24 protein-coding genes and 1 pseudogene are annotated in these 22,077 nt (G+C 61.4%); 19 read left to right on the forward strand and 6 right to left on the reverse strand.

Annotated features, from left to right (window positions below; genetic code table 11):
* Positions 1-4: 4 nt before the first annotated feature.
* From MOP44_RS06795 to MOP44_RS06810, 4 genes are all read left to right on the forward strand, one after another.
* The gene (locus MOP44_RS06795; RefSeq protein ID WP_260796620.1) at positions 5-1,252 is read left to right on the forward strand and encodes an aminopeptidase; all 1,248 of its coding nucleotides are present in this window, start codon (positions 5-7) and stop codon (positions 1,250-1,252) included.
* Between the two features lie 103 nt (positions 1,253-1,355).
* A complete protein-coding gene (locus MOP44_RS06800; protein WP_260795223.1) occupies positions 1,356-2,117 on the forward strand; it encodes a hypothetical protein in 762 nt (253 codons plus the stop codon).
* Between the two features lie 35 nt (positions 2,118-2,152).
* Positions 2,153-3,502, forward strand: a complete 1,350-nt coding sequence (locus MOP44_RS06805; RefSeq protein WP_260795224.1) for an MFS transporter — start codon at positions 2,153-2,155, stop codon at positions 3,500-3,502.
* 114 nt (positions 3,503-3,616) lie between these two features.
* Entirely contained in the window at positions 3,617-4,336 is a 720-nt protein-coding gene (locus MOP44_RS06810) for a hypothetical protein (RefSeq protein ID WP_260795226.1), read from the forward strand.
* Positions 4,337-4,388: 52 nt separating this feature from the next.
* On the opposite strand, the gene MOP44_RS06815 is transcribed toward MOP44_RS06810, so the two are convergent.
* Together MOP44_RS06815 and MOP44_RS06820 are read right to left on the reverse strand one after the other, a co-directional pair.
* Complete coding sequence (locus MOP44_RS06815) at positions 4,389-4,829, reverse strand: REP-associated tyrosine transposase (RefSeq protein WP_260795228.1); 441 nt, start codon at positions 4,827-4,829, stop codon at positions 4,389-4,391.
* Between the two features lie 183 nt (positions 4,830-5,012).
* A complete protein-coding gene (locus tag MOP44_RS06820; RefSeq protein WP_260795229.1) occupies positions 5,013-6,590 on the reverse strand; it encodes an FAD-dependent thymidylate synthase in 1,578 nt (525 codons plus the stop codon).
* Positions 6,591-6,776: 186 nt separating this feature from the next.
* Here MOP44_RS06820 and MOP44_RS06825 point away from each other — a divergent pair, with 186 nt between their 5' ends.
* Entirely contained in the window at positions 6,777-7,523 is a 747-nt protein-coding gene (locus MOP44_RS06825) for a YqjF family protein (protein ID WP_260795230.1), read from the forward strand.
* A 38-nt stretch (positions 7,524-7,561) separates the two neighbouring features.
* Here MOP44_RS06825 and MOP44_RS06830 read toward each other — a convergent pair whose 3' ends face one another.
* A complete protein-coding gene (locus MOP44_RS06830; RefSeq protein WP_260795231.1) occupies positions 7,562-8,470 on the reverse strand; it encodes a hypothetical protein in 909 nt (302 codons plus the stop codon).
* 193 nt (positions 8,471-8,663) lie between these two features.
* Here MOP44_RS06830 and MOP44_RS06835 point away from each other — a divergent pair, with 193 nt between their 5' ends.
* Positions 8,664-8,849: a hypothetical protein gene (locus tag MOP44_RS06835; protein WP_260795233.1), complete on the forward strand. Its 186-nt coding sequence runs from the start codon at positions 8,664-8,666 to the stop codon at positions 8,847-8,849.
* 93 nt (positions 8,850-8,942) lie between these two features.
* On the opposite strand, the gene MOP44_RS06840 is transcribed toward MOP44_RS06835, so the two are convergent.
* The gene (locus MOP44_RS06840; protein ID WP_260795234.1) at positions 8,943-9,182 is read right to left on the reverse strand and encodes a hypothetical protein; all 240 of its coding nucleotides are present in this window, start codon (positions 9,180-9,182) and stop codon (positions 8,943-8,945) included.
* A gap of 437 nt (positions 9,183-9,619) precedes the next feature.
* Here MOP44_RS06840 and MOP44_RS06845 point away from each other — a divergent pair, with 437 nt between their 5' ends.
* Positions 9,620-11,611: an ATP-binding protein gene (locus tag MOP44_RS06845; protein ID WP_260795235.1), complete on the forward strand. Its 1,992-nt coding sequence runs from the start codon at positions 9,620-9,622 to the stop codon at positions 11,609-11,611.
* Positions 11,612-11,657: 46 nt separating this feature from the next.
* On the opposite strand, the gene MOP44_RS06850 is transcribed toward MOP44_RS06845, so the two are convergent.
* Both MOP44_RS06850 and MOP44_RS06855 read right to left on the reverse strand, forming a co-directional pair.
* A complete protein-coding gene (locus MOP44_RS06850) occupies positions 11,658-12,995 on the reverse strand; it encodes an acetyl-CoA hydrolase/transferase family protein (protein ID WP_260795236.1) in 1,338 nt (445 codons plus the stop codon).
* Between the two features lie 125 nt (positions 12,996-13,120).
* The gene (locus tag MOP44_RS06855; RefSeq protein WP_260795237.1) at positions 13,121-13,915 is read right to left on the reverse strand and encodes a glycosyltransferase family 2 protein; all 795 of its coding nucleotides are present in this window, start codon (positions 13,913-13,915) and stop codon (positions 13,121-13,123) included.
* A gap of 69 nt (positions 13,916-13,984) precedes the next feature.
* Between MOP44_RS06855 and MOP44_RS06860 the strand changes: the two genes are divergently transcribed.
* The 12 genes and pseudogenes from MOP44_RS06860 (at position 13,985) to MOP44_RS06915 (ending at position 22,072) form a co-directional block, all read left to right on the forward strand.
* Positions 13,985-15,157, forward strand: coding sequence for a glycosyltransferase family 87 protein (locus tag MOP44_RS06860; RefSeq protein WP_260795238.1), 1,173 nt, complete (start codon positions 13,985-13,987; stop codon positions 15,155-15,157).
* A 103-nt stretch (positions 15,158-15,260) separates the two neighbouring features.
* A complete protein-coding gene (locus MOP44_RS06865) occupies positions 15,261-15,524 on the forward strand; it encodes a carboxymuconolactone decarboxylase family protein (protein ID WP_260795239.1) in 264 nt (87 codons plus the stop codon).
* A 123-nt stretch (positions 15,525-15,647) separates the two neighbouring features.
* Positions 15,648-15,842: a carboxymuconolactone decarboxylase family protein gene (locus MOP44_RS06870; protein ID WP_260795240.1), complete on the forward strand. Its 195-nt coding sequence runs from the start codon at positions 15,648-15,650 to the stop codon at positions 15,840-15,842.
* Positions 15,843-15,928: 86 nt separating this feature from the next.
* The gene (locus tag MOP44_RS06875; protein WP_260795241.1) at positions 15,929-16,291 is read left to right on the forward strand and encodes a thioredoxin domain-containing protein; all 363 of its coding nucleotides are present in this window, start codon (positions 15,929-15,931) and stop codon (positions 16,289-16,291) included.
* Positions 16,292-16,303: 12 nt separating this feature from the next.
* A pseudogene (locus MOP44_RS06880) lies at positions 16,304-16,681 on the forward strand (deiodinase-like protein); the annotation flags it as partial.
* A gap of 132 nt (positions 16,682-16,813) precedes the next feature.
* Positions 16,814-17,977 carry a PP2C family protein-serine/threonine phosphatase gene (locus MOP44_RS06885; RefSeq protein WP_260795242.1) on the forward strand — a complete coding sequence of 388 codons (1,164 nt, stop codon included), beginning with the start codon at positions 16,814-16,816 and terminating at the stop codon, positions 17,975-17,977.
* Positions 17,974-18,426 carry an ATP-binding protein gene (locus MOP44_RS06890; RefSeq protein ID WP_260795243.1) on the forward strand — a complete coding sequence of 151 codons (453 nt, stop codon included), beginning with the start codon at positions 17,974-17,976 and terminating at the stop codon, positions 18,424-18,426. The genes MOP44_RS06885 and MOP44_RS06890 overlap by 4 nt, the downstream gene beginning before the upstream one ends.
* Before the next feature lie 23 nt (positions 18,427-18,449).
* Entirely contained in the window at positions 18,450-18,809 is a 360-nt protein-coding gene (locus MOP44_RS06895; RefSeq protein WP_260795245.1) for an STAS domain-containing protein, read from the forward strand.
* A gap of 105 nt (positions 18,810-18,914) precedes the next feature.
* Positions 18,915-19,889, forward strand: a complete 975-nt coding sequence (locus MOP44_RS06900) for an NAD(P)-dependent alcohol dehydrogenase (protein ID WP_260795246.1) — start codon at positions 18,915-18,917, stop codon at positions 19,887-19,889.
* Between the two features lie 41 nt (positions 19,890-19,930).
* Positions 19,931-21,112 carry a M24 family metallopeptidase gene (locus tag MOP44_RS06905; protein ID WP_260795248.1) on the forward strand — a complete coding sequence of 394 codons (1,182 nt, stop codon included), beginning with the start codon at positions 19,931-19,933 and terminating at the stop codon, positions 21,110-21,112.
* Between the two features lie 9 nt (positions 21,113-21,121).
* A complete protein-coding gene (locus MOP44_RS06910; protein WP_260795250.1) occupies positions 21,122-21,661 on the forward strand; it encodes a hypothetical protein in 540 nt (179 codons plus the stop codon).
* A gap of 36 nt (positions 21,662-21,697) precedes the next feature.
* Complete coding sequence (locus MOP44_RS06915) at positions 21,698-22,072, forward strand: cupin domain-containing protein (RefSeq protein WP_260795251.1); 375 nt, start codon at positions 21,698-21,700, stop codon at positions 22,070-22,072.
* Positions 22,073-22,077 lie beyond the last annotated feature (5 nt).

Consider the following 22,077-nt stretch of genomic DNA (forward strand, 5'->3'; position numbering starts at 1 on the left):
CACTATGGCGACGGTAGCGCAGGAACTCTCGTTTGAACAGAAACTCGATCAGCTGGCACGCGTGGCCATTGAAGTGGGCCTGGGCCTTGCCCGCGGGCAGGAACTGGTGATGACCGCTCCGCTCGACGCGGTGCCGCTGGCGCGGAAGATCACCGAGCAGGCCTATCGCGCCGGCGCATCGCTGGTGACCACACTCTACGCCGACGACGAAGCCACGCTGCTTAGGTATCGGCATGCGCCCGACGACGCGTTCGACACGGCCGCGGGATGGCTCTACGACGGCATGGGAGCGGCCTACAAGCGCGGTGCGGCGCGCCTGGCGATTACGGGTGCCAGCCCGCTGCTGCTTTCGAATGAGGATCCGGGGAAAGTGGGACGCGCCAACCAGGCGGTCTCGAAGGCTTACCGGCCCGCGCTGGAGCTGATTACGCGCCACGAGATCAACTGGACGATTGTGGCTGCGGCAACTCCCGCGTGGGCGGCAACGATGTTTCCCGAGGATGCGCCGGAAGCGGCCTTGGCGAAGCTGTGGGATGCCATCTTCCGCACCTCGCGCGTGGATGGCGATGATCCCGTTGCCAACTGGAAGGCTCACGACGCCGGACTGCAGAGCCGCGCGGCTTACATGAACGAAAAGCGCTACTCGGCGCTGCAGTATCGCGGACCCGGCACCGACTTCCGTCTGGGATTATCCGACGACCACCTGTGGATGGGCGGCGGGACGCGGGCGGGCAACGGGCTCTACTGCATTCCCAACATGCCCACGGAGGAGATCTTCACCACTCCGCATAAAGACCGCGCGGACGGTATTGTGCGCGCTTCGAAGCCGCTGAGCTACCAGGGCACGATGATTGAGGGGATTGAAGTGCGCTTCGAGGCAGGGCGCATTGTGCAGGCGAACGCCAGCCGCGGGCTCGAGGTGCTGGAAAAGCTCATTTCCACGGACGACGGGGCGCGGCGGCTGGGTGAAGTGGCGCTGGTGCCGCATTCGTCGCCCATTGCGGCGAGCGGGCTGCTGTTCTACAACACGCTGTTCGACGAGAACGCCGCCAGCCACATTGCGCTGGGCCAGGCTTACACGTCGTGCCTGAAGGATGGCGACAAGCTGACACCCGAGGAACTTGCGGCTAAGGGCGCCAACGACAGCCTGATCCACGTTGACTGGATGATCGGCTCGGGCGAGCTCGACATCGACGGCATCACCTCAACCGGCGCGGCCGAGCCGGTGATGCGAAAAGGCGAGTGGGTTTAGGATCGGGAGCGGTTGCGCATCCAAAGAGGATGCAGGTGAACCCCAGGGCTTGTGCAGCGGGCGAGCTTTCGCGGCGCGCGCAGGCCCAATGAGAGTGAGTCCCATGCGAATCTTTCAGACCGTATTGCGTCTCTTCCTCGGAACCATCTTCATCGGAGCTTTCTCAATCGCCGGGAACGCGCAGCCAGCGGCGGCCCCGGCCTCTGCTGTGGGCCAGAACCCGGCGGCAGCTCCTGTGTCCGCGGAGGCCGCGCCAGCGACCGCTCCCGGCACTCCGGCCGCGGCCGCCATCACGGCATCTTCAGTGCTCCAGCCTGCGCTCACGCAGGCGCAGGCGACGCTTGCGACGATCAAGACCGACAAGTGGAAGAAGGGCAGCGTGCGCGATGAGGCGAGCCAGAATGTCGCCGCGCTGCTCCACGACCTGCAGAGCAACATTCCGACGCTGATGACCGCGGCCGATGCGGAGCCCACCGCGCTGAGCCGTTCCCTTCCGCTGATGAAGCATCTCGACGCGTTCTATGACGTGCTGCTGCGCGTGGAAGAGGCCGCGCGCGTCTCCGCGCCCAGCGAGCAGATCACCGCCCTGCAGCAAACAATGCTCGACGTGAACAAGGCTCGCAACACCTACGACGACCAGATGCAGGCCTACGCCGCCACCCACGAGAAGCAGATTTTCGAACTGCAGAAAGAGCTGAAGGCGCAGCAGGAAGCCGCTTCCAAGGCGAAGGAGACTGCCGCGGTCGCGCCAGCACCATGCAAGCCGGCGACTCCCGTACACAAGAAGAAAAGGACCACTACAGGCTCGAGTACGACGACCGCCAAGCCCAGCGCCGGGACTCCTGCTGCGACAAAGCCGCAATGACCATCCCGGGACCCATCCGTTAGGCTAGTTGTCAGATGTCTTCCCCTCCTCAACCGGCGTCGCGCCGCGGACTGGAAGCTTTTGACTCGCGCGACTTCCGCCGCTACCAACTGGCGCGCGTCATGGCGATCCTGGGCGCCGAGGCGCAGGCCGTCGCTGTGGCCTGGCAGGTGTATTCCATCACGCATCGCGCGCTCGACCTTGGATACACGGGGCTGGCGTTGTTTCTCCCGGGACTCCTTTTCCTGCTTCCGGCAGGGCACGTGGCCGACCGCTTCGACCGTCGGCAGGTCATCCTGGTCTGCTACTCGCTTCAGATGATTTGCACAGCCGCGCTGCTGGCCATCACGGTGGCGGGATATCACGGCGTGTTCGCCATTTACGCAATTCTGTTTCTGGTCGGATCGGGGCGGTCGTTCTCCGGGCCGGCCAGCTCCGCGCTGATTCCTCACCTCGTTCCGGAGAAGCACTTCGTCAACGCCGTGACATGGGGCGGCGCCATCTTCCAGTTCGCCAACACCACGGGGCCGGCGCTCGGCGGAATTCTCTTTACGTTGCCGCTGACCCAGCTATTCCCGCACGAGCCGCATCTGATGGACTTCACAGGAGCGGGGATCGTCTACTGCTTTACGCTGCTTTCGCTGGTGTGGTTCATCGTTCTGATCAGCACTCTCAAGGTGCGGCCGGGGCGCATGGAGCACCGGGCGGCATCGCTCAAGGTGGTGCTGGCGGGGTTCCAGTATGTGCGCAGCATGCCCATGCTGCTGGGCTCGTTCTCGCTGGACCTGTTCGTGGTGTTGCTGGGTGGCGCAGTGGCTCTCATGCCGATCTTCGCCAATGAGGTGTTGCAAACCGGGCCGCGGGGGCTGGGCATGCTGCGTGCGGCGCCGGCGGTCGGTGCGCTGTGCATGTCGCTGACGCTGGCGCGGTTTCCGCTGCAGCGCAAGGCGGGAATCAAGCTGTTTATTTCGGTCTTCATCTTCGGCGTGGCGACCATCGTGTTCGGGCTATCGCGGGATTTGTGGCTTTCGCTGGTGGCACTGGCGATCCTGGGCGCGGCCGACTGCATAAGCGTGATTATTCGCGGATCGCTGCTGCAACTGGCGACGCCTCCGGAGATGCGGGGGCGCGTGTCCGCGGTCAATTCGCTGTTCATCGGGGCATCGAATGAGTTGGGCGAGTTCGAGAGCGGGCTGACAGCGCAATGGCTGGGAGCAGTGCGAGCGACGGTGTTTGGCGGCATTGGAGCGCTGGTGGTGGCAGGGGTGTGGTCGGTGATGTTCCCGAGCCTGCGGCAGGCCGATGAGCTGACCTCGGCCGCACTGCGGAAGCAGGCGCCCACGCCCGAGCCGGAAGAGGCTGAAGCGGACGCTACGCTGCTCTAACAACAAGGGCAGGCGATTTGCCTTGGATGTGCATCAGATTCTCTGGCTCGCTATTTCGCTGGCGCGGCCCTGCTATCCTGACGCAGCAATCGCATCTACTCGGAGATCTCCGCTTTGAAAACGTGGAAGAAGATCCTCATCCCTACTGTCATCACGTTGCTGATCGGCGGCATTTATCTAGCATTCGTCTTCCATCAGCGTTCTCAGCAAGGTGTTCAGCATAACCAGCCGGAGCAGCAGTTGACCGCGGATCAGATCGCCGTGGACCGGCAGGAATTCCCGCAGCACTTCAACGATGTGAAGGACCTCGAAGGCAAGCCGGTTTGGATGCGCAACGGCTACTCGATGCCCTACTACCCTTACGCGAGCGGCAAGGTAGAGTGGATGAAGCCGGCTGGACTGATTCCGCCGGCGCAGCGGCTCGATATCAAGAAGGCGATCAAGGCAGTCGCGCCCGCTTCGGTGCGCAACAATATTTCGCACGGGTCGCAGCAGGCGCTGGTGGTGTTCACGCTGCCCAATGAGAAGACGCAATATGCTACTCCGGTGGGTGTGCTGGAGGGCCAAGAGGAGCAGTACTTCGACGACCTGCTGTTCTTCTACGACGATCCCCACACGATCTATGCGCACTGGCCCAAGGACGTGTGGGCGGCGATCGATGCGCACCAGGTGAAGCCCGGCTTCAGCGAGTTGCAGACGCGGATGGCGATCGGCTCAAAGGCCCAATACGACGGCCAAACCGAGGGCGAGCGCACGGCCGATTACGACGTGAACGGGAAGCACATCAAGGTCACGTTCAGCCACGATAAAGCGACGAAGATTGAGGGGCAATAGGGTAGGCCGGGCTTTTAAGCCCGGCAACTGCGCCGATCACAAGGACTGGGCTTTAGCCCCTGAGGTATTCGGGAGCCAGACCGGCCGGCATCGAATCAATCCTGTCGAGATGCCGTGTATGGACGAACTCGTATTCCCGAAGACCTCGCCGCTCCGGGTTCGCTGCGACATACGCGAGCTGATTCCTGAAGTCCTCTTCATCGCGAATTCGATGCTCATGAAATCCTGTTTGCCAGATCTCACCTTTGAATGATTGACGGACCTGAAATGAGAATCCACCTTTGATGCACTGTGCGCAGCGTTCGACGGTCTGATCGCGCGAAGGCGTGAGCAGCACGTGCAGATGATCGGGCATGATGGCAAAGCCGTGAAGCAAAAATCTACCTTGATCGCGATAGTGGAACAGGATCTGCATCAGGAGTTCGGCGTTAGCCCTTCGCATGAAGAGGGCTCTGCGTTGATGCGTGGCGGTGGTCAGAGCGTAGGTTGGCATGAGGCGAGAAGCATATCGCGAACGCAGATCGTACGCATGTGACGGCGGATGCAGCCGTCCGGCGTAGTTGCAAATACCTCAGGGGCTAAAGCCCGAAGAGTTTTGGGCATCCGAATTGCCGGGCCTGAAGGCCCGGCCTGCCCAGAAGCCGGCGGTTGTCCGGGCTAAAGCCCGGACCTACCCTCACCGCTGCAACAAGTCGATCGGCTTGTCGAAATCCGTCGCGCGGATGTGCTTGGCCAAACTCGGGTGTTGCCGCTCGATGGCCTTGTACATCTCCCAGGCGACTTTGCGATAGCTGAAGTGACCGGCGGGGGCGGAGCGGAGCTCGCTGATGTACTGCGCTTCGGCGAAATCCATTTTGAAGAGGCAGCGGACCTTTGTCGCCAGCGGATAGGCATAAATCGCGTTGAGAGCGGCCTCGGGCGCCGTGCCTTGGGCGATCCTGGCCGCGGCAGCGTGGGCGCCTTCGACCGTACGCTGGTAATCGGCAAGGATTCCGGCTTCAGCGAGGCCGGCGGCATCGCCGGACTCGGGCGTATCGTAGCCGTGGACGGCGGTGAATCCCTGCTGGATCTGGGTGACGCGGCGGTGGCGGTGCATGTCTCGGAAGCCGCCGATGTCCATGAGAATGTCGAAGCGGAGCGCGGCGCCGGCGTGGAAGGCGCGGAGCGCCTCATCGTGGCGGCCGCGCTGCCTCAGGCCCAATTCGATGATCTCGTTGACGCGCGCCTCGGGCAGCGTGGCTACGATATCGCGCACCTGCCGATAGGGGTAATCGCTGGCCCAGTAAAGGAGCGTGGCGGCGAGTTCAACTTCGAGTGTCTCGGTGCGCTCGACCAGGTCGACCACAGGCGCCGGCGCGATCTTGACTCCGGCGAAGAGCTCGGCAGCGGCCTGCTCGAGTGCTTTGCGGGTCTCGATTAGATATTGGTTCGGCTCGGCGTACTTCACCAGCGTGGGGGCGGTGCGGATTTCGCGGGTGAGCATGGCTCCGGCTTGCTCGCCGAGCGCGGGGTCGATTTTGGCGATATCCGTCACGAGGGCAGAGGCAGCCTGAGAGCCCGCGGCCCATGCGGGACCGGTGGCGGCGTCGCGCAGCTTGCGCCCGAGTTCGCGGATCTCCGCGGCCGGATGCGACAACAGGCGCGAGACCTGGGTCTCGAGCGTGCGGGCGTTGACGATCTGGCCGAGCGAAGTGTTGGTCGCGAGCGGCAGCAGGTAGCGAGCTACGTCGAAGGCGCGGGCGCGCAGCGTGCGGTCGTAGGCTTCCTGCTTCATCTCGTCAGGCCGTCTAACGCGCTGGCGCAGCGCATCGAGCACCGCCGCGGTGGTGTTCTGGTAGGCGGTGAAGAGGCCATCCACGGTTTCGATGTAGAGCTTGCGGGAGCCGGTGTCTTCGCCGAAATCCGGCAGATACCAGCCCGATTTCATGAAGTTCTGGTAGCGCGTGGAGCGTTCCTGGCCGTCCCAGCGCTGCTCGTCCACGAGGACGATGGCAGCCAGCAGGCTGAGCCGCTCAACTGCGAAGGCGATGTGCGCCAGATCGGCGATCGACCGGTGGCCATACTGGAAATAAAAGGTGTTCAGGAACTGCTCGGCGCGCTGGGCGCTGATCTCGGCAAGCGACTCGCGCATGGAGAGAGCGGAGCGCGAATACTTGGCCATGGCATAGGCCAGAACTTCGGGGTCGGCCCCGTGAACGGCATATACGTCTGTTTGATTGTGGGCACCGGCGGGCAACAAAGATTCACTGGACATGTCGAAGGACTCGCGACCAGAATACGGCATGAGACGGCGGCCTGGTTTGCAATGAGGCGGGCCGGGGCGTAGCCTCTTCTTTGTACGAATCCTGTTCTTGAACGACTGTGGGAACGGAAGGCCATGCGGGAATACCAGGTAAGAACGTCACACCGGCCGCGGCCATTACCTTCCGGCCGCTGGGTAATGACCCAGAGGTGGAACGACCTGCTGTTTGCGCATTGGCCGGTTCCGCCGGCGGCTATAGCTCCGCTGATTCCTGAGGGAGTGCAGGTCGACACGTTCCATGGGTCGGCATGGCTCGGCGTAGTTCCGTTCTGGATGGACCGCATCAAATTCCGCGGAGTTCCGCCGATTCCCTTTACCAGCGGTTTCCCCGAACTCAATTTGCGCACCTATGTGCGTGAGCCGCACAGCGGCGCTCCAGGCGTCTATTTTCTTTCTCTCGATGCTTCAAGCCTGCTGGGGGTGCTGTTCGGCCGCGCCATGTACCGGCTGCCCTACCACTGGGCGGACATGCGCATTGAACAGCGGCGGGAGCGCGAGTTCTGGTTTGCGAGCCGCCGCCGCATGACGGCGCCCCCGGTGCTCTTCTCGGCGCGTTATCGGGGCCTTGGACCGACGCGGCGGCTGGTGGAGAGCCGTCCCGGATCGCTCGAGTACTTCCTCACCGAGCGCTATTCCCTCTTCACACGCGATCGCGACGGCCACGCTATGCGCGCCAATATTCACCATGTTCCCTGGCCGCTTGAAGAGGCTGAAGCTGAGATCGAGCACAACGACCTGGCCGCGGCGATAGGGATCCGGCTGCCCGACATACCGCCGGTGCTGCACTATTCGCGGCGTCTGGCCGTCTACGTGTGGCAGCTCGATCGCGTGCGCGCCGCGCGAAGCCCTCGACCTATTCCGGCCGCAGCGGTGCCATCCACTTAAAGCGCGAACACATCGCCAGCGGAGATCCCCGTCTGTCGTTACTGCTTAGGCTGCTTGGGGGATGCTGGTTTCTGCCCCGGATTCGAGGGCTGCTCGGTCTTCACTTCCTGGCCGTCGTAGATGATCCTCGAACTTGAGCCGAACTGCTTGTAATCGCTGTACTTGATGACGTCGCGGATGTGGACGTCTTCTCCCATCGAACCCTTTTGGCCGGCGAAGTGAAGAATGCCCTCGCCCTTGGTGTAGACCGGGAACCAATAATGGCCGTCCACCTGGGCACGCCAGGTCATGAACGGGGGATGCAGGTCCTCACTGTTTCTGCGGGTGTCGTCCGGGACCATGCGGCCGTTGGTTACGACGATCTGGAGCGCGACGGTGTCGACCCAGACGCGCCCGAGCAGGTAGCGGTGGCCCTTCACAATCTGCTTGGGGCTGACATCGAAGACGTAGGTGTCGATCTCATCCACCTTTTGCTTGCCTACGTACTTGATGTTGTACGAGGGAAGCTCGGCTGTGGTGAGCACGAACGGGTAGCCGTGCTGGATATCCTGCAGGTCGGAGGGGCTCATCATGACGCGCTCCAGGGTGCTCTCCGGGGCGAAAACGGTTTTCTCCGTGCGGCGGCCGTCGGGCGTAAAGATCACGTCATCTACCTGGTACCATTCGCCGTCGACCTTCTTCGTGTCGTCGTCGATGGTCTGTACACGCGCCTGGCGGCGGTAGGTGTAGTGGTTCAGCGCCTCCTGGAATTCGCTTTCTTTCGCGGCAAACTGCTTGATGATGTCATCGGGCGGAGTGCTGGGCGGCGTTACGTCCATTTTCCCGAAGCCAGCGTCGAGCGGCATGGGCGTAAACGAGTCCTTCTCCTGCGCTGAGGCGGGGCGACTACCTGCGGCTAAGGCGGCAATGAGAAGAAGGCCGAGGGCCAGGCGGTGGTGGGGATACATACTTCTTTTACTCCAAGGTAACGAGCCAGCTCAGCGGCGCAGGACGCCGGTGAGGTCTTATGATACGCGCTCTGCTAAATCGTTAGACGGCGACCGCCTTGAAAGCGATACCCGGCCCGCCGCCTGCCAAACAGCATGGCTGCTTGCGTCAGAGCAACGACACTCGCAAAACTGACTGGTACGGTCGTGAGTGATGAATTCCCCAGCGCAACTGCCTAAGGTCGGAGGTCGCGTCCAAATCGAAGGGCGCGATGAAACGTTTGTCATCGTCGAGGTCGATGAAGAGACCCAGACCGTATCCGTCATCCCCGAGAGCGAAGTCTTCCGGAGATCACTGGACGAGCTCACCCCCGCGCATCCCCTGCGCTCCGACGACTGAAGTCTGCTGAATCCACAATGGAAACAGGCACAGCTGGAGGGAACTAAGACCGCCCTCTCGAGACGGTCGCAGCCCTGTTCGCAGCAGGGTGATCTAGTTCTCTTCGCTGTTGTCGACCAGATGCAGGCCGCTCTCGACGATCCTCCGCACGTTGGAAACTGGGATGTCGGCCTCGATCCGCCCCGGCTTGAGACGAAGGAGTTCCAGGCGTCCGGTTTCATGGTCTACATTGACCACCACAAACTCCGTTTCGGAGTCTCCGACCGTGACGCGCTGGCCCACGGACACCGAAAGAGCGGAGTTCGCCCTCTCTGCCTTCAACTCTGAAGCCATATCTTCGAATCCTTTATGTATGAATGCGGATCGTTCTCGCGTGCTTGCTTGGATGCCTCCGGAACCGCGCAAAGTTGCATGAGCGACATAGTGGCCGCTGAGGAAGCGAACACGGGCCCAAACGAGTAAATGGGGAAATGCGCAGCAAATTGATCGAACTTTCAGGAATCAGTGCTACGCTGTGGATATCCCACAATCGTTAACTCAACAAAATCATAGGCTTCCGCACAAGACTGTTCCGGGTATCCCTCGACTCCGCCTTGCGCGGCCCTCCTGATGCCGCCGAATACAACGTTCGTCGCATGGACAGGTCTGCCGGTCAGCACGAGAATCAGGCCGGAGGCGACTAGCTCCGGGTTTTCCTGGGCCCCCGCAATGTACTTTCCCACGAAGGATAGAAGGAAGGGATTCGCCCAGTGATGCCAGATTGGTATCAAATGCCGGCGCTTATCATGACGGCGCTGCTGCTTCCGGCGTTCGGACATCTCTATTGGCGCACGCGTGACACCCGCAACCTGCTCTGGTTCCTGGCTTTCTTCTTTGTCCTTTTGCGGATGGCGCTTCTATACCCCGGCTCAGTATGGGAGATGTGGGACAGCCGACAGCCGTGGATGGCAGCCTGGGCCCAGGCCTGCGCCATGTTGGCGTCGGGACTGTTTCTTGGGTCCCTCTCGCCGCTTTCCTTTCGGTTGGGCAAGGTGCGGATCTTGTATGCAGTTCCTTTCATCCTGCCGCTGATCGTCTACGCATTGCTGGGATACGGCGTGTATCACCAGGCCACGCCGCATGGAATTGCGTTCTGGACTTTTCCGGCGTTGGCTGTGATTTCCGTAGTCGTGGGCCTGTTCTGGGGGAACGCGAAGGGCTCACTGCCACCAATGGTTGGTATTGGGATGTGCGCCGTCTTCGGGGCGGCCGCGGTCTGGCTCTATTTCAAGCAGGGTGTGTTCTGGCCGCTGGTACTTGCCGAGAGCGGCAATCACATCATGACCGCGCTGCTGGTGGTGTCGGTGTTTCGCCGGCTCTCGCCGGGCGTGGCAATCAGCGTCCTGGGCTTCACAGTCTGGTCCTTCCCTTTCCTGCTCATGTTCCCGCTGTCGCAGATGCCGTTGTTGGCTCTCTGGCTGATGCGCGCAATCGTGATGGCCAAGGTGGCGGCTGCGCTGGGGCTCATCCTGCTGGCCCTGGAGACGGAATTGGCGACGAACCAGGCGGCAGGAGAACGCGAGCGGCGGGCGCGGCGCGAGATGGAGGCTTACAGCAGCCTGATGCTGTCGCGCCAACGCGTGGAGGACTTCGATCGGCAGGCCAGCCAGATCTGCGCGACGGTCGTGGAGAACAGCCGATTCAGCCAGGCCGCGCTTCTGCTGCTGCATCCGGTCGGCATGTACCGGGTCATGGGTTCGGCGGGCATGGACAGCGCCACCGAACGGGCGCTTGGGTCCCTGGCGCTGCGCATTCCTGTCGCGGAGTTTCTGACTTTCCCAAAGCCTGTGGCGGACGGCGTCACGGTCCACCTCGACCTCAGCCAGTGGTTGACGCCCGGTGATGACCTGACCCGACTGCATTTCACCTCGACTATGGCGACACCCATGCAGGGGAGGACGGCGACGGAGGGCGCGTTGCTGCTGGCGGGAATGCGCAGGCCCGAAGAACCGCTGCGGCAGGACGACCTTGCGCCCATCGAAATCTTGGCGGCGCGGCTACAATCGGTACGCAGCCAGACGCGCATGCTCGAGAAGCTGATTGATTCAGAGCGCTTTGCGGGCCTCGGCCAGTTGGCGGGAAACGTAACTACGCAGCTAAATAATCCGCTGACAGTGATCCTGGGCTATGCATCGCTGCTGGATGAGTCTTCGCAGCTCGAAGCGCATGAACACAAGGCAGTGGAGTCGATCCTGGCAGCGGCTCGCACCATGCGCTCGACACTGGAGAGCCTGCACCGCGTGGCGCGGGGCCCAAGCGCGCAGCTCGCCAAAGTTTCAGTATCAGAGATGCTGGTGGACATGGAGCGCCTGCACCGGTCTGAGTTTTTGCAGCGTTCGATCGAATTCCGCTTGAACGTCGATCCTGAACTGCCGCAGGTGCAGGCACACGCGCAACAGTTGCGGCAGGCTGTGCTGCATTGCCTGCAGTTTGCGATGGATGCCGTGGAGCATGTGGAAGAAGCAAGCGACCGCACCGTGACGCTGGAAGCGAAGAAGGAGGGGAATCGCGTTGAGATCACGATTTCACACAGCGGGCCGGCCTTTGAGCACCCCGATCGCGCGTTCGATCCCTTCGTGCCGCCGCAAGCGGGAAGCGGCGAAGCCGCGGGGCTGGGCCTGAGCCTGTGCGCCACCATTCTGCAGGACAACAACGGACGCGCGTCGGCCGCAAACCTCGTGCCGCGAGGGGCGGCGATCCTGCTGGAGCTGCAAGCAGCGTAAAGAAAGGGAACAGGCAATAGGGATTAGAAAGCGGCCCTCCCGACACTCAGAAAGTGACCGCGCGGGGTATGAGCCGAAGCCCATAGGCTTCCCGCTCCAGTTCCTCACGAAAATCAGGATGCGCAATGGAGATCAGCGCCCTTGCGCGTTCGCCCACCGATTTTCCCTTGAGATTGACCTTCCCGTATTCGGTCACTACATACATCACGTCGGATCGCGGCGTGGTGACAATGTTGCCGGGGGTAAGTTCGAGAACAATCCGGCTGCGGTGCTCGCCATGTTTTTCGTAGGTAGACGCCAGGCAGATGAACGACTTGCCGCAATGCGAACTATAGGCGCCGCGCACAAACTGCAGTTGCCCGCCCGTGCCGCTGAGGTGCCGGTGGCCATCGGACTCCGATGCGGCCTGGCCCTGCAGATCAATTTGGGTGGTGTTATTGATGGAAATCACATTGTCGTTCTGCATGATGACTTGCGGCGAGTTGGTGTAGTCGACCCCGCAGCAGAGGAAATCGGCGTTGCGGTGGGTGGCCGCATAGAGTTGGCGAGAACCGAGGGTGAACGAGTAGACAATCTTGCCGGTATCGATAGCTTTGCGGGAGCCGGTAACACAGCCTGCCCGATAAAGTTCGCCAAGGCCGTCCGTCAGCATTTCGGTATGCACGCCCAGATCGCGAATGCCGCTTTCGAGCAGCAGGGAACAGACCGCGTTGGGCATGCCGCCGATGCCGATCTGCAGGCAGGCGCCGTCGTCCACTTCACCGGCTATATGTCTAGCGACCGCCCGGTCAACTTCGTTGGGTGCCGGGTTGGGCAGTTCGGGAGCCTCCTGGTCATCGCCCTCGACCAGAAAGTCAATCTCCCCTGCATCCACCCAGTTCTCGGTACCGCAGGCACACGGCAGGGTGGAGGTGACCTCCACTATGACGGTCTTTGCCCTCTCGATGATTGCGCGGTGCCACATGCTGGTCGGACCAAAAATGAAGCGTCCGTTTTCGTCCATGGGGCGCGCCTTGAGGATGGCTATGTCCACCGGCGGGAGAAAGCGGCGATAGTAGCCCGGCACCTCGCCAAGGTTCAGCGGAATATAGTTGCAGCGGCCACAATCGTGCATCTTGCGGTCGTAGGAGGAGAAGTGCCAGCTGAACCAGCAGAAATGTTCCCCGGTTGGATCGGCTTCCACAACGGCACGCGGGCTCATGGTCAGGCAGGAGCGAATCTTAACGTTGCTGAGTGAATCCCGCCGGGCTGCCAGTGCCCTGTCGAAGACGTCGGGCTGGCAAAGGGCGGTGCCGTAATCGAGCCACATCCCGGACCTTACGAAGCTGGCAGCTTCATCGCCCGAGATCGTTCGTGCAGGAGCACGGGCTGTCCTTGTGAACATCGCTCGCCAATGTAGCACGGCTTGAGTCGTGCGAGAGGGAAAAAGCGGTTTCCACTTCCTAGCCCCGTTCCACTCGCCCGTCTAGCCAACGGTGCGAATCCACCGGATCGCCGCAAGACTGAACCCTACGAGCCCGGGACCTTATTCAAACCGCCGGTCCTGCCGATCCACCACGCCTTAATAAACTTCCAGTGGATGTAAACGGAGTGGTTGAGGTGCAGCAGCAGCCCTTCGCGGCCGTCGAGGAAACCGAGGCGGAAAACATAGTTGTAGACGAAGGTGGCCCAGGGGTTGAGCAGGCAATTCCAGAGGAATGCGGGGAGCGACTGGCTGGTTTTGCCTTTGGCCGCGAGCAGCTGCGCAATCTCTGAGCTGTAGCGGTTCATGTGCTCGAGATAGACGACGAGGTTGGGGTAGGCGTAGTGAAGCATGTCGTGCTTCAGCGTGCCTTTGGGTCCCTGGTGCTGCGGCGTGGAGTGCGGACCGACGCCCTCACTGAGCCGCGCTGAGCCGCGCTTGAACAAGCGCAGCTTGTGGTCGGGATAGAAGCCGCCATGACGCATCCAGCGGCCAATGATCAGGTTCAGGCGTGGAATCCAGTAGGCAGTGTACTTCGGCTCCGAGGCGAGCAGAGCCTGGATTTCCTTCTGGAGTTCGGGCGTCAGCGGCTCGTCGGCATCCTGCAACAGGATCCAGTCACTGGTGCAGAGGTCGAGAGCGACGTTCTTCTGCTCTCCGTGACCGCCGAAGGCGTGGTAGCTGGTCTTTGCGCCGTAGGATTGTGCGATCTCGAGGGTGCGATCTTTAGAGCCGGAATCGACCACGATGATCTCGTCGGCCCACTTCACGGTTTCGAGCGTGCGGGCCAGATTCGTCTCTTCGTTCATGGCGATCATCGCGACGGAGAGTGTTTGGCGCATTGTTGAAAGGATAACTGCTGGGCCAAAGCTATAATTGGCTGAACTTTCCAGAGACCTTCGTGATCAGCCATGCTTAAAGGCCCCTTGGTACGGCACGTCAGCCAGATTGTTTTCGCGTGCTTCGTCCTGCTCGGTTGTATTCACGCGGTCCTTAATGTATTCACAGCCGTTCGGCCGAAGGCAGCGGCGCAAGCTGACTTCATCCAATTCTGGGCCACCGGCCATCTGCTGGCTGCGCGCCAGAGCCCATACGATCTCGACAAACTGATGAAAATCGAGCAGGACGCCGGCATGGTGCACGCCTATCCCAGGCTGAGCAACAGTCCTCCGCTTTTGCTGCCGCTCTTTCTTCCACTGGGATTCGTGAGCGCCGGGTTGGGCTTCTTCGTATGGTTCGCTGCTCAGCTCGCCTGCCTGTACTGTTCCGCCCAGCTTCTCAACGCGATGTACGGCAAGCAGCTTGGATATTTGCGCTGGATCGTCTTCCTCTTCGGCCCGGTTCTATTGTGTGAACGCACCGGCCAGCTGGGCGTTTTCTTTCTGATGTGCCTGGTGCTGTTTCTCTATCTGCACCGCAGGCACCCGTTCCTCGCTGGCGTGTGCCTGGCTCCTCTGGCCCTGAAACCGCACCTCATTCTGCCGTTCGGCCTCGTGCTTCTGATGTGGATCATCCTCGATCGCCGTTGGAAGATTCTACTTGGCGCGGTTACGGTGCTGGCTTGCAGCGCCGGCCTGCTGTTCACGCTTGATCCCGGAGCCTGGCAGCAGTATTCCGCGCTAATGCGCAAAATGCACCTGATGGACTGGGCTGCTCCCTGCCTGAGCGTCTATCTGCGGCGGCTTACCGGAGCTCCAGCGGTAGTTCAGTTCATCCCCACCATGATGGCGGCAGGCGCCGCTGCGGTCTGGTACCTCAGGAAACGCAAGGAGTGGGAATGGCAGACCGACGGGGCGATGCTTCTCGCCCTCGGCCTGATCACGGCTCCCTATGCGTGGGTGATGGATGAAGCGATCGCGCTGCCCGCCATCCTGCTGGCGGTTACACGCTGCCGGAGCTCGTGGAACTGGCTAGCCTGTCTGGCTCTGCTCAACCTGGTTTTCATGATCGAGGAAATGCGTGGTGTCGGCGTGCTCACACCCGCGTATCTCTGGACGGCTCCGGCATGGTTTCTGTGGTGTTTTCTGGCAAGCCGTACGCCCTCTGAGATCCCGGACGCGAATCTGGTTCTGGCGGCTGAGTAACGCTCAAACCAGCCCTCAGCCCAGCCAGATCAGCCGAAGGGTGGAGATGATTCCCAGAGGCTGCATGCTATAGTGCGATCACTCAGAGATTCCCCTGCGAACAATGTCTGAAAACGAACTCAAAATTCCTGTCATAGAAGATCGCGACGCGGCTGGCGATGTGGCCGAGGTCTACGACGTTTGGCGCGCCAAGTCAGGGCGGCAGAACATGCCGGGAATCCTGAAGTGCTTCAGCCATCGTCCCGACTTCTTGCGCGACGTGATGAAGTTCGGAGACACCGTCCACTTCAGCGAAGGCCACCTGACCCGAAAGACCAAGGAAGCCATCGCGAGCTGGGTGTCGTACCTGAACCGGTGTCCATATTGACTGGACTCACATGCCTACTTCCTGCGTGTTCAGGGAGCCGAAGAGACAACAGTACAAGCGATCGCCAGAGGCGATCTGGATGGCGCGGGCCTGAGCCCGGCCGAGCGGGCGCTGCTCGATTACGTGACCAAGGTGACGCAGGCCGCCTACAAGACCACGCATGAGGATGTTCAGCAACTGCGCGAGCATGGCTGGACGGATCCGCAGATTGCCGAGGCCGTCTACATCACGGCGATGTTCGCCTTCTTTAATCGCGTAGCTGATGCATTCGGGATTGCGCCGCAGGGCTATCTGGAAATGAATGCGGTGACGAAGTGACGATGAGTTCTTAGTTCGTAGTTCACAGAATGGACACTGCGGACCGGGAGCTGTGAACTAAGAACTACGAACTGAGAACCAAAGATATGAGCACCACGACGGCAAACACGGTCCCCACACAGAAGCCGCGCAGGCGCTGGAAGCGCTGGCTGGGCACGATCGCCGCCGTCTGCTTCGTCGCGTGGGTCGGCTTCGTCGCCTACATCAACTGGGCCATGCACCAGCCGCCCGAGGCGTTTGCCGCCGTGATGGCAAAGATGCCGATGCCGGCGTATTTCGTGATTCCCTTCGAGACACTCTGGAATCCCGCCCGCGCCGGCCATCTCAACCCCGGCGATCAGGCCCCGTCTTTCACCGTTAAGCAGCTCCAGGGTGCTGAAGCCCCCGTCGAAATGGCGGGTCTGTGGAAGGACCGCCCCGTAGTTCTCGTCTTCGGGAGCTATACCTGACCGCCTTTTCGGCGGGAGGTTCCCGCCCTGAACAAGCTGGCAGCTCAGTACCAAGGCAAGATCGATTTCTACGCGATCTACATCCTTGAGGCGCACCCCACCGACGTCTGGCAGATGCAGTCCAACGTTCGCGACAACGTACTTTTCGCCACCCCCAAGAACGATCTTGAGCGGGTGAACGTGGCCAATGCCTGCTGGCGCAAGCTGGGAATCAAATTCCCGGCCCTGGTCGACAGCATGGATAACCGCGTCGAAGGCGCCTACACCGGCTGGCCCGACCGCCTCTATCTAATCGACCGTGGCGGCCGCGTGATCTTCAAGACCAAACCCGGCCCCTTCGGGTTCGATCCCGACGAGCTGGCCAAGGCGATGCAAGGCCTGCATCAGTAGAGAACTGACTCATTCGATTCGCTCAGGAAGTTGAACCCGGGGCGCACCGTCCACGGTGCGCCTACCGCGCTTGTGCTATTTCCTAGTCACACTTTGCGCGTGATAGATTGAACTTCCACAGGAGTCGAGTGCATGGGGACGGATATCCGGCTTCCGGATCATAACGACACCATCGACCTGCAGCAGCAGGTCTTCCGGTTGCAGGCACTGCTCGAGGCGTCACGCCAAGTGCACGCGACGATCCGGGAAGAGGAAGTCCTCGAATCGGTGCTGCGCATCGTGGTCCGCGAACTGGAGATGGCGGGAGCGGCGTTTCCCGGCACGAGTCTCGAGTCTGGCGAAGGTGTGGATGCCGGCCGGCCTGGGCTACGCAGTTTTCCGCTCAATGACCGCGACGGAAAGCAGATGGCCGAACTGGTGGTGTCATCGCCCGACGGCCGCGATCTCACCATCTACGAGACGGATTTTCTTGAGGGTTTAGCGCTGCAAGCTGCGGTTGCGCTAGAAAATGCGCGCAACCACAAGCGCAACGTGGAATACGCCCGCGTGCAGCAGGATCTGGATTCGGCCCGCGAGATTCAGCGGTCGCTGTTGCCGCAGCATCTGCCCGATATTCCGGGCTACTCGGTTGGTTTTAAATCAGCTACCTGCTACGAGGTAGGCGGCGATTACCTGGACATCCTCTCGCTGCCGGACGGAAGCGTTGTGATGGCAGTGGCCGACGTGGCCGGCAAGGGACTGGCGTCGGCCATGATGTCGACCAGCTTCCGCGCGGCTTTCCGAGCGATGGCGGTGAGCGGGGTTCCCCTGGACGAGTTGGCCACACGCATGAACCAGCATCAGTGGCTGGAGGGCGAAGAAGCCCGCCGCCGGTATGTGACGGCGATTTTTTTGCGGCTCTATCCGGAAAAGGGCGAGATGGAGTTCGTGAACGCCGGGCACAATCCGGGGTATGTGCTGCACCAGGATGGAAGCCGGTGCGAGATCGAGTCGAGCGGAACGCCACTGGGCCTTCTGCCGGGCATGCAATACACCATCGAACGCTGCAACTTTCCCGCCGGATCGCGGTTATTGTTCTATACAGACGGCTTAACGGAGGCCTTCTGCGGGGATGAGGAGTTTGGTCCGGAGCGGCTTTGGGAGAATTTTTCCCAATGCGACATGTTAAAAGCCGATGGTATCCTCGATGCATTGTGGACAGCCATACAATCCTTTGTTAAGGACGGCCCTCAGGGGGACGACATGACAGCACTGGTGTTGTGCCGCAAGGCCCCGGTCTTGGAGCCGGTGGCATGACGGTCACCACGCGGAAGTCGGCGAACGTTGAGGTCCGGCTGCCCTCGCGGCTAGGCTATGAGAAGGTAGCCATGAGCACGGCGGCATCGGTCGCCAAGCTGATGGGCTTTCGCGAAGACCGGATTGAGGACCTGAAGACTGCGGTGGCCGAGGCATGCATCAATGCGATTGAGCACGGCAACCGATTGAACGAAGGGCTGAGCGTCGGCGTAGTACTTTCAGCGGGAGAAGACGCGCTGGAAGTGAAGGTCATCGACGACGGGAAGGGCTTGAAGAGCCTCCCCCCCAAGCCTGATATTGATAAAAAGATCCACGGCGAAGAAGACCCCCGCGGCATGGGAATGTTTTTGATCCAGGCGCTTGTGGACGAAGCGGAGTGGGTCGCCGGAGGCAACGGCAAAAGCAGCTATGTCCGCCTGGTGATCCGGCTGGATCCCCCGACTGAATAACGTAATCTACGGAGACTTTGACAGTGCAAACCGAAACCAAAACGCGTGTCGACCAGATCACTTCCCCTGCCGGGCACCCGGTGTCTGTCCTTCGGTTCGAGGGCGATATCGCCAGCACGTCAAAGGAGGCGGTGCTGGGAAGTTACCAGGCGCTGCCCAAGGCGACGGTGAAGCTGATCCTTTTGGATTTCACCAAGGTGGACTACATCAACTCGAGCGGCATCGCGCTCGTCATCCAGATGCTGATCGAAGCTGCCAATTCGGGCCAGAAGGTATTCGCCTACGGCCTGTCGCAGCACTTCACCAAGGTGTTCACCATGGTGGGGATTACGAAGTATGCGGGCCTGTTCCCTGATCAGGCCTCGGCTATGGCCGCACTGTAAGCTCCAAACGAAGCACGAACAAAGAGGCGCGGGAAACCGCGTCTCTCGTCGTCTAAGTGAGGCTATACTGCTCTGTGCCCTGTCCAGCACTTCCGGAGGGGATCGATGAAAGCCATCGTCTACGAGCAGTACGGCCCGCCTGATGTTCTTTCCCTCAAAGAAATCGATAAGCCTTTACCCGGCAAAGGCGAAGTGCTGGTTCGCGTGCACGCCGCCTCAGTGAACCCTTACGACTGGCACTTCCTGCGCGGCAAACCTGCGCTCCTTCAGCTGTTCACCGGGATCGGGAAACCGCGCTACCCCCGGCTGGGGGCAGACTGTGCCGGCGTGGTGGAAGCCGTAGGCTCCGGAACCACCCGGTTCAAGCCCGGAGATGCGGTCTTCGGCGTCTGCAAAGGCTCGTTCGCAGAGTTTGCCTGCGGGAAGGAGACGCAGCTTGCCCTAAGGCCCGCGGGGGTCTCATTTGAGCAGGCGGCTTCGCTGCCGATCGCGGCGACCACTGCCCTGCAGGGGCTGCGCGACCGCGCGAAGATCAAGGCCGGCCAGCAGCTCCTGATCAACGGGGCAGCTGGCGGCGTGGGGACGTTCGCGGTGCAGATCGAGCGGGAGATGGGGGCACACGTGACCGCAGTTTGCAGTGGAAGAAACGCCGATCTGATGCGTTCTCTCGGCGCCGAGTGCGTGATCGACTACATGCAGGAAGACTTCACCCGATCGCCGCAGAAGTGGGATGCCATCTTCGATCTGGTGGGGAATCGCACCCTTGCCGAATTTCGCAGCGCCCTTCAGCCAAAGGGAGTTTTTGTGAGCTGCGGTGGAGGCGGTCCGGATAAGAAGGCGACCGAACTGGCCGGCGTGATGTTCGGAAAGATGCTGATTGCCCCTTTCGTGAGCCAGCGGCTCACCGGCGTGTTGGCGAAGATCAACGGAGCTGACCTGAGCACTCTGGCGGCGATGGTGGAGTCCGGCAAGATCAAGCCGGTTCTCGATCGGACGTACCCCCTCGCCGAAACGGCCGAAGCCGTGCGGTATGTGGAAGCATGCCACGCGCGCGGCAAGGTGATTATTGCCCTCGGCTAAGTTCGCGGAACAGGTCGTGCCTTCTCGTCTATGATGGCCGCATGAACCTTGAGGCGATGCAGACGGCGCTCAGCGACGCGGGCCTGGACGGCTGGCTTTTCTACGATCATCACCACCGGGACCCCATCGGCGAACGCATACTGGGCCTCGACCCGAAGGCGCACATCACACGGCGCTACTACTACTTCGTCCCCGCCGCGGGCGTCCCCCGGAAGCTGGTGCACCGCATCGAGCAGGGCCGCCTTGATAGCCTCCCCGGCTCGAAAGGCCTGTACTCGAGCTGGCAGGAGCTGCACTCGGGGCTCGAGGCCATGCTCAAGAATTCGCGCCGCATCGCCATGCAGTACTCGCCCAACAACGACATTATGTATGTCTCAATGGCGGACGCGGGAACGGTGGAGTTTCTGCGCGGCCTGGGCAAGGAGATCGTGACCTCGGCCGATCTCGTCAGCGAGTTCGAAGCCGTTCTCACAGCGGACCAGATCGCCAGTCACACGGTGGCGCAGAAGGCGATCGATGCCATTCTCGAAGAGGGCTGGAAGAAGATAGCGCGCTCTCTGCGCCCATCGAGTGGGACGCCGTCCCGATTCACCGAGTTCGATATGGTGGAATGGCTCTCGAATGCCATGCGGAACGAAGGCCTGGTGTGGGAAAACGGGCCCAACGTCAGCGTCGACCAGAACGCGTCCGACTCCCACTACGAGCCGACCGCCGATCACTGCTCCGAAATCAAGGAAGGCGACTTTGTCCTCATCGACATCTGGGGCAAGCCCGACAAGCCTGGCAGCGTCTTTTACGACATCACCTGGACCGGCGTAGTGGGCCGCGAACCCAGCGCGCGCGAGCAGACTGTCTTCGAAACAGTGCGCAATGCGCGCGATGCAGCCATTGAGAAGGTGACGGCCGCGTTTGCGGCTGGGCAGCCGATCCGCGGCTTCGAGGCCGATGACGCCGCGCGGGCAGTAATCCGCGAAGCAGGGTTCGGCGAGTGGTTCACGCATCGCACCGGGCACAACATCGCCGAGGAGATTCACGGCCCTGGCGCGCATCTCGACAATCTCGAGACGCATGATGAGCGGCTGCTCCTGCCGAATACCTGCTTCAGCGTGGAGCCCGGAATCTATCTGCCGGAGTTCGGCGTGCGCAGCGAAATCAACATGATGACATCAACCGGCAAGGCATGGGTTACGGGCAAAATTCAGCGAGAGCTCGTGAGAATCTAGCGGAGTTCCATGGCCACTTCGGTTGCCAGCGCGAAGCAGTTCCTGGTGGATCGCATTGCCGCGGAAGCGGAGCGAGAAGGTGCGCCGCTGAATGAGATCGAGAAAGCCATGCTCGCTTTTTCCGAAGTGGGTGCGAGCGAGAAGGAACTCGATCAGGCTCGCACATTCGAGCGTGATTTCGATGACAAAGAGTACGAGAGCCGCATCGCCAGGCTCGCTCGGTCCGTTTACGACCGTGACGTGGCAGCGGGCCGGAAAGCCGAGTGGGACCAGGCGCTGGATGAGCTGGCAAGCGAGGACTTCTACCTGATGGTGATGCTGGAGCAGGCCGGGATCGTAAAAACAACGTCGCACCTGCGGCTCCCGGACTGGCGTCTGCTGGTGGGCTTTGTACCGGCCCTGGTTTGCGTGGCTCTTGCCGCAGCCGTCGCTTTCACGCCGCTTGGCTCCAGGATCTTTCCCAATGACGTGCTGCGGCTAGCCGTCGCGGTGCTGCTCCTGCTGGCGCCTTTTGCGCTGGGCAGATTGCGCGGACGGCGCGCAGGTTGACGAGCGGCCCAACCGAGTTCCTGAGAGGAGAAACACGTGGCTGAAACTACCTTCCCCTACGAAACGCGGCTGAATGTGCTTTATAAGCCGCTCGAAGCTTTCGATGTACACGCGGTACCCGACGCGGACAAGTTCAAGTGGTTCAACCAGACGCTCTGCCAGGTGAACGGCTCGGTGGTGCGGATGGCGGCGATCGAGGGCGAATACCACTGGCACAAGCATGACGAGGACGACGAATTCTTCTATGTCGTAGATGGAAAGCTGCTGATCGATCTCGAAGACCGCGTGGTGGAGCTAGGACCGGGGCAGGGGTTGGTGGTGCCGAAGACGGTGGTGCACCGCACCCGCGCACCACAGCGCACCACGATCCTGATGGTCGAGAACGCGGGAATCATTCCGACGGGGAACTAACGATC

Source organism: Occallatibacter riparius (assembly GCF_025264625.1).
In the GTDB taxonomy this organism is placed as follows: domain Bacteria; phylum Acidobacteriota; class Terriglobia; order Terriglobales; family Acidobacteriaceae; genus Telmatobacter; species Telmatobacter riparius.

Excerpts from the sequence above, each read along its gene's own strand:
- MOP44_RS06860 (WP_260795238.1), top strand. The coding sequence starts at position 13,985 with ATGCTTAAAGGCCCCTTGGTACGGCACGTCAGCCAGATTGTTTTCGCG.
- MOP44_RS06855 (WP_260795237.1), bottom strand. The coding sequence starts at position 13,915 with ATGCGCCAAACACTCTCCGTCGCGATGATCGCCATGAACGAAGAGACG.
- MOP44_RS06800 (WP_260795223.1), top strand. The coding sequence starts at position 1,356 with ATGCGAATCTTTCAGACCGTATTGCGTCTCTTCCTCGGAACCATCTTC.
- MOP44_RS06805 (WP_260795224.1), top strand. The coding sequence starts at position 2,153 with ATGTCTTCCCCTCCTCAACCGGCGTCGCGCCGCGGACTGGAAGCTTTT.
- MOP44_RS06875 (WP_260795241.1), top strand. The coding sequence starts at position 15,929 with ATGAGCACCACGACGGCAAACACGGTCCCCACACAGAAGCCGCGCAGG.
- MOP44_RS06845 (WP_260795235.1), top strand. The coding sequence starts at position 9,620 with ATGCCGGCGCTTATCATGACGGCGCTGCTGCTTCCGGCGTTCGGACAT.
- MOP44_RS06815 (WP_260795228.1), bottom strand. The coding sequence starts at position 4,829 with ATGCCAACCTACGCTCTGACCACCGCCACGCATCAACGCAGAGCCCTC.
- MOP44_RS06905 (WP_260795248.1), top strand. The coding sequence starts at position 19,931 with ATGAACCTTGAGGCGATGCAGACGGCGCTCAGCGACGCGGGCCTGGAC.
- MOP44_RS06890 (WP_260795243.1), top strand. The coding sequence starts at position 17,974 with ATGACGGTCACCACGCGGAAGTCGGCGAACGTTGAGGTCCGGCTGCCC.
- MOP44_RS06850 (WP_260795236.1), bottom strand. The coding sequence starts at position 12,995 with ATGTTCACAAGGACAGCCCGTGCTCCTGCACGAACGATCTCGGGCGAT.
- MOP44_RS06885 (WP_260795242.1), top strand. The coding sequence starts at position 16,814 with ATGGGGACGGATATCCGGCTTCCGGATCATAACGACACCATCGACCTG.
- MOP44_RS06835 (WP_260795233.1), top strand. The coding sequence starts at position 8,664 with ATGAATTCCCCAGCGCAACTGCCTAAGGTCGGAGGTCGCGTCCAAATC.
- MOP44_RS06825 (WP_260795230.1), top strand. The coding sequence starts at position 6,777 with ATGACCCAGAGGTGGAACGACCTGCTGTTTGCGCATTGGCCGGTTCCG.
- MOP44_RS06910 (WP_260795250.1), top strand. The coding sequence starts at position 21,122 with ATGGCCACTTCGGTTGCCAGCGCGAAGCAGTTCCTGGTGGATCGCATT.
- MOP44_RS06820 (WP_260795229.1), bottom strand. The coding sequence starts at position 6,590 with ATGTCCAGTGAATCTTTGTTGCCCGCCGGTGCCCACAATCAAACAGAC.
- MOP44_RS06795 (WP_260796620.1), top strand. The coding sequence starts at position 5 with ATGGCGACGGTAGCGCAGGAACTCTCGTTTGAACAGAAACTCGATCAG.
- MOP44_RS06840 (WP_260795234.1), bottom strand. The coding sequence starts at position 9,182 with ATGGCTTCAGAGTTGAAGGCAGAGAGGGCGAACTCCGCTCTTTCGGTG.
- MOP44_RS06865 (WP_260795239.1), top strand. The coding sequence starts at position 15,261 with ATGTCTGAAAACGAACTCAAAATTCCTGTCATAGAAGATCGCGACGCG.
- MOP44_RS06830 (WP_260795231.1), bottom strand. The coding sequence starts at position 8,470 with ATGTATCCCCACCACCGCCTGGCCCTCGGCCTTCTTCTCATTGCCGCC.
- MOP44_RS06900 (WP_260795246.1), top strand. The coding sequence starts at position 18,915 with ATGAAAGCCATCGTCTACGAGCAGTACGGCCCGCCTGATGTTCTTTCC.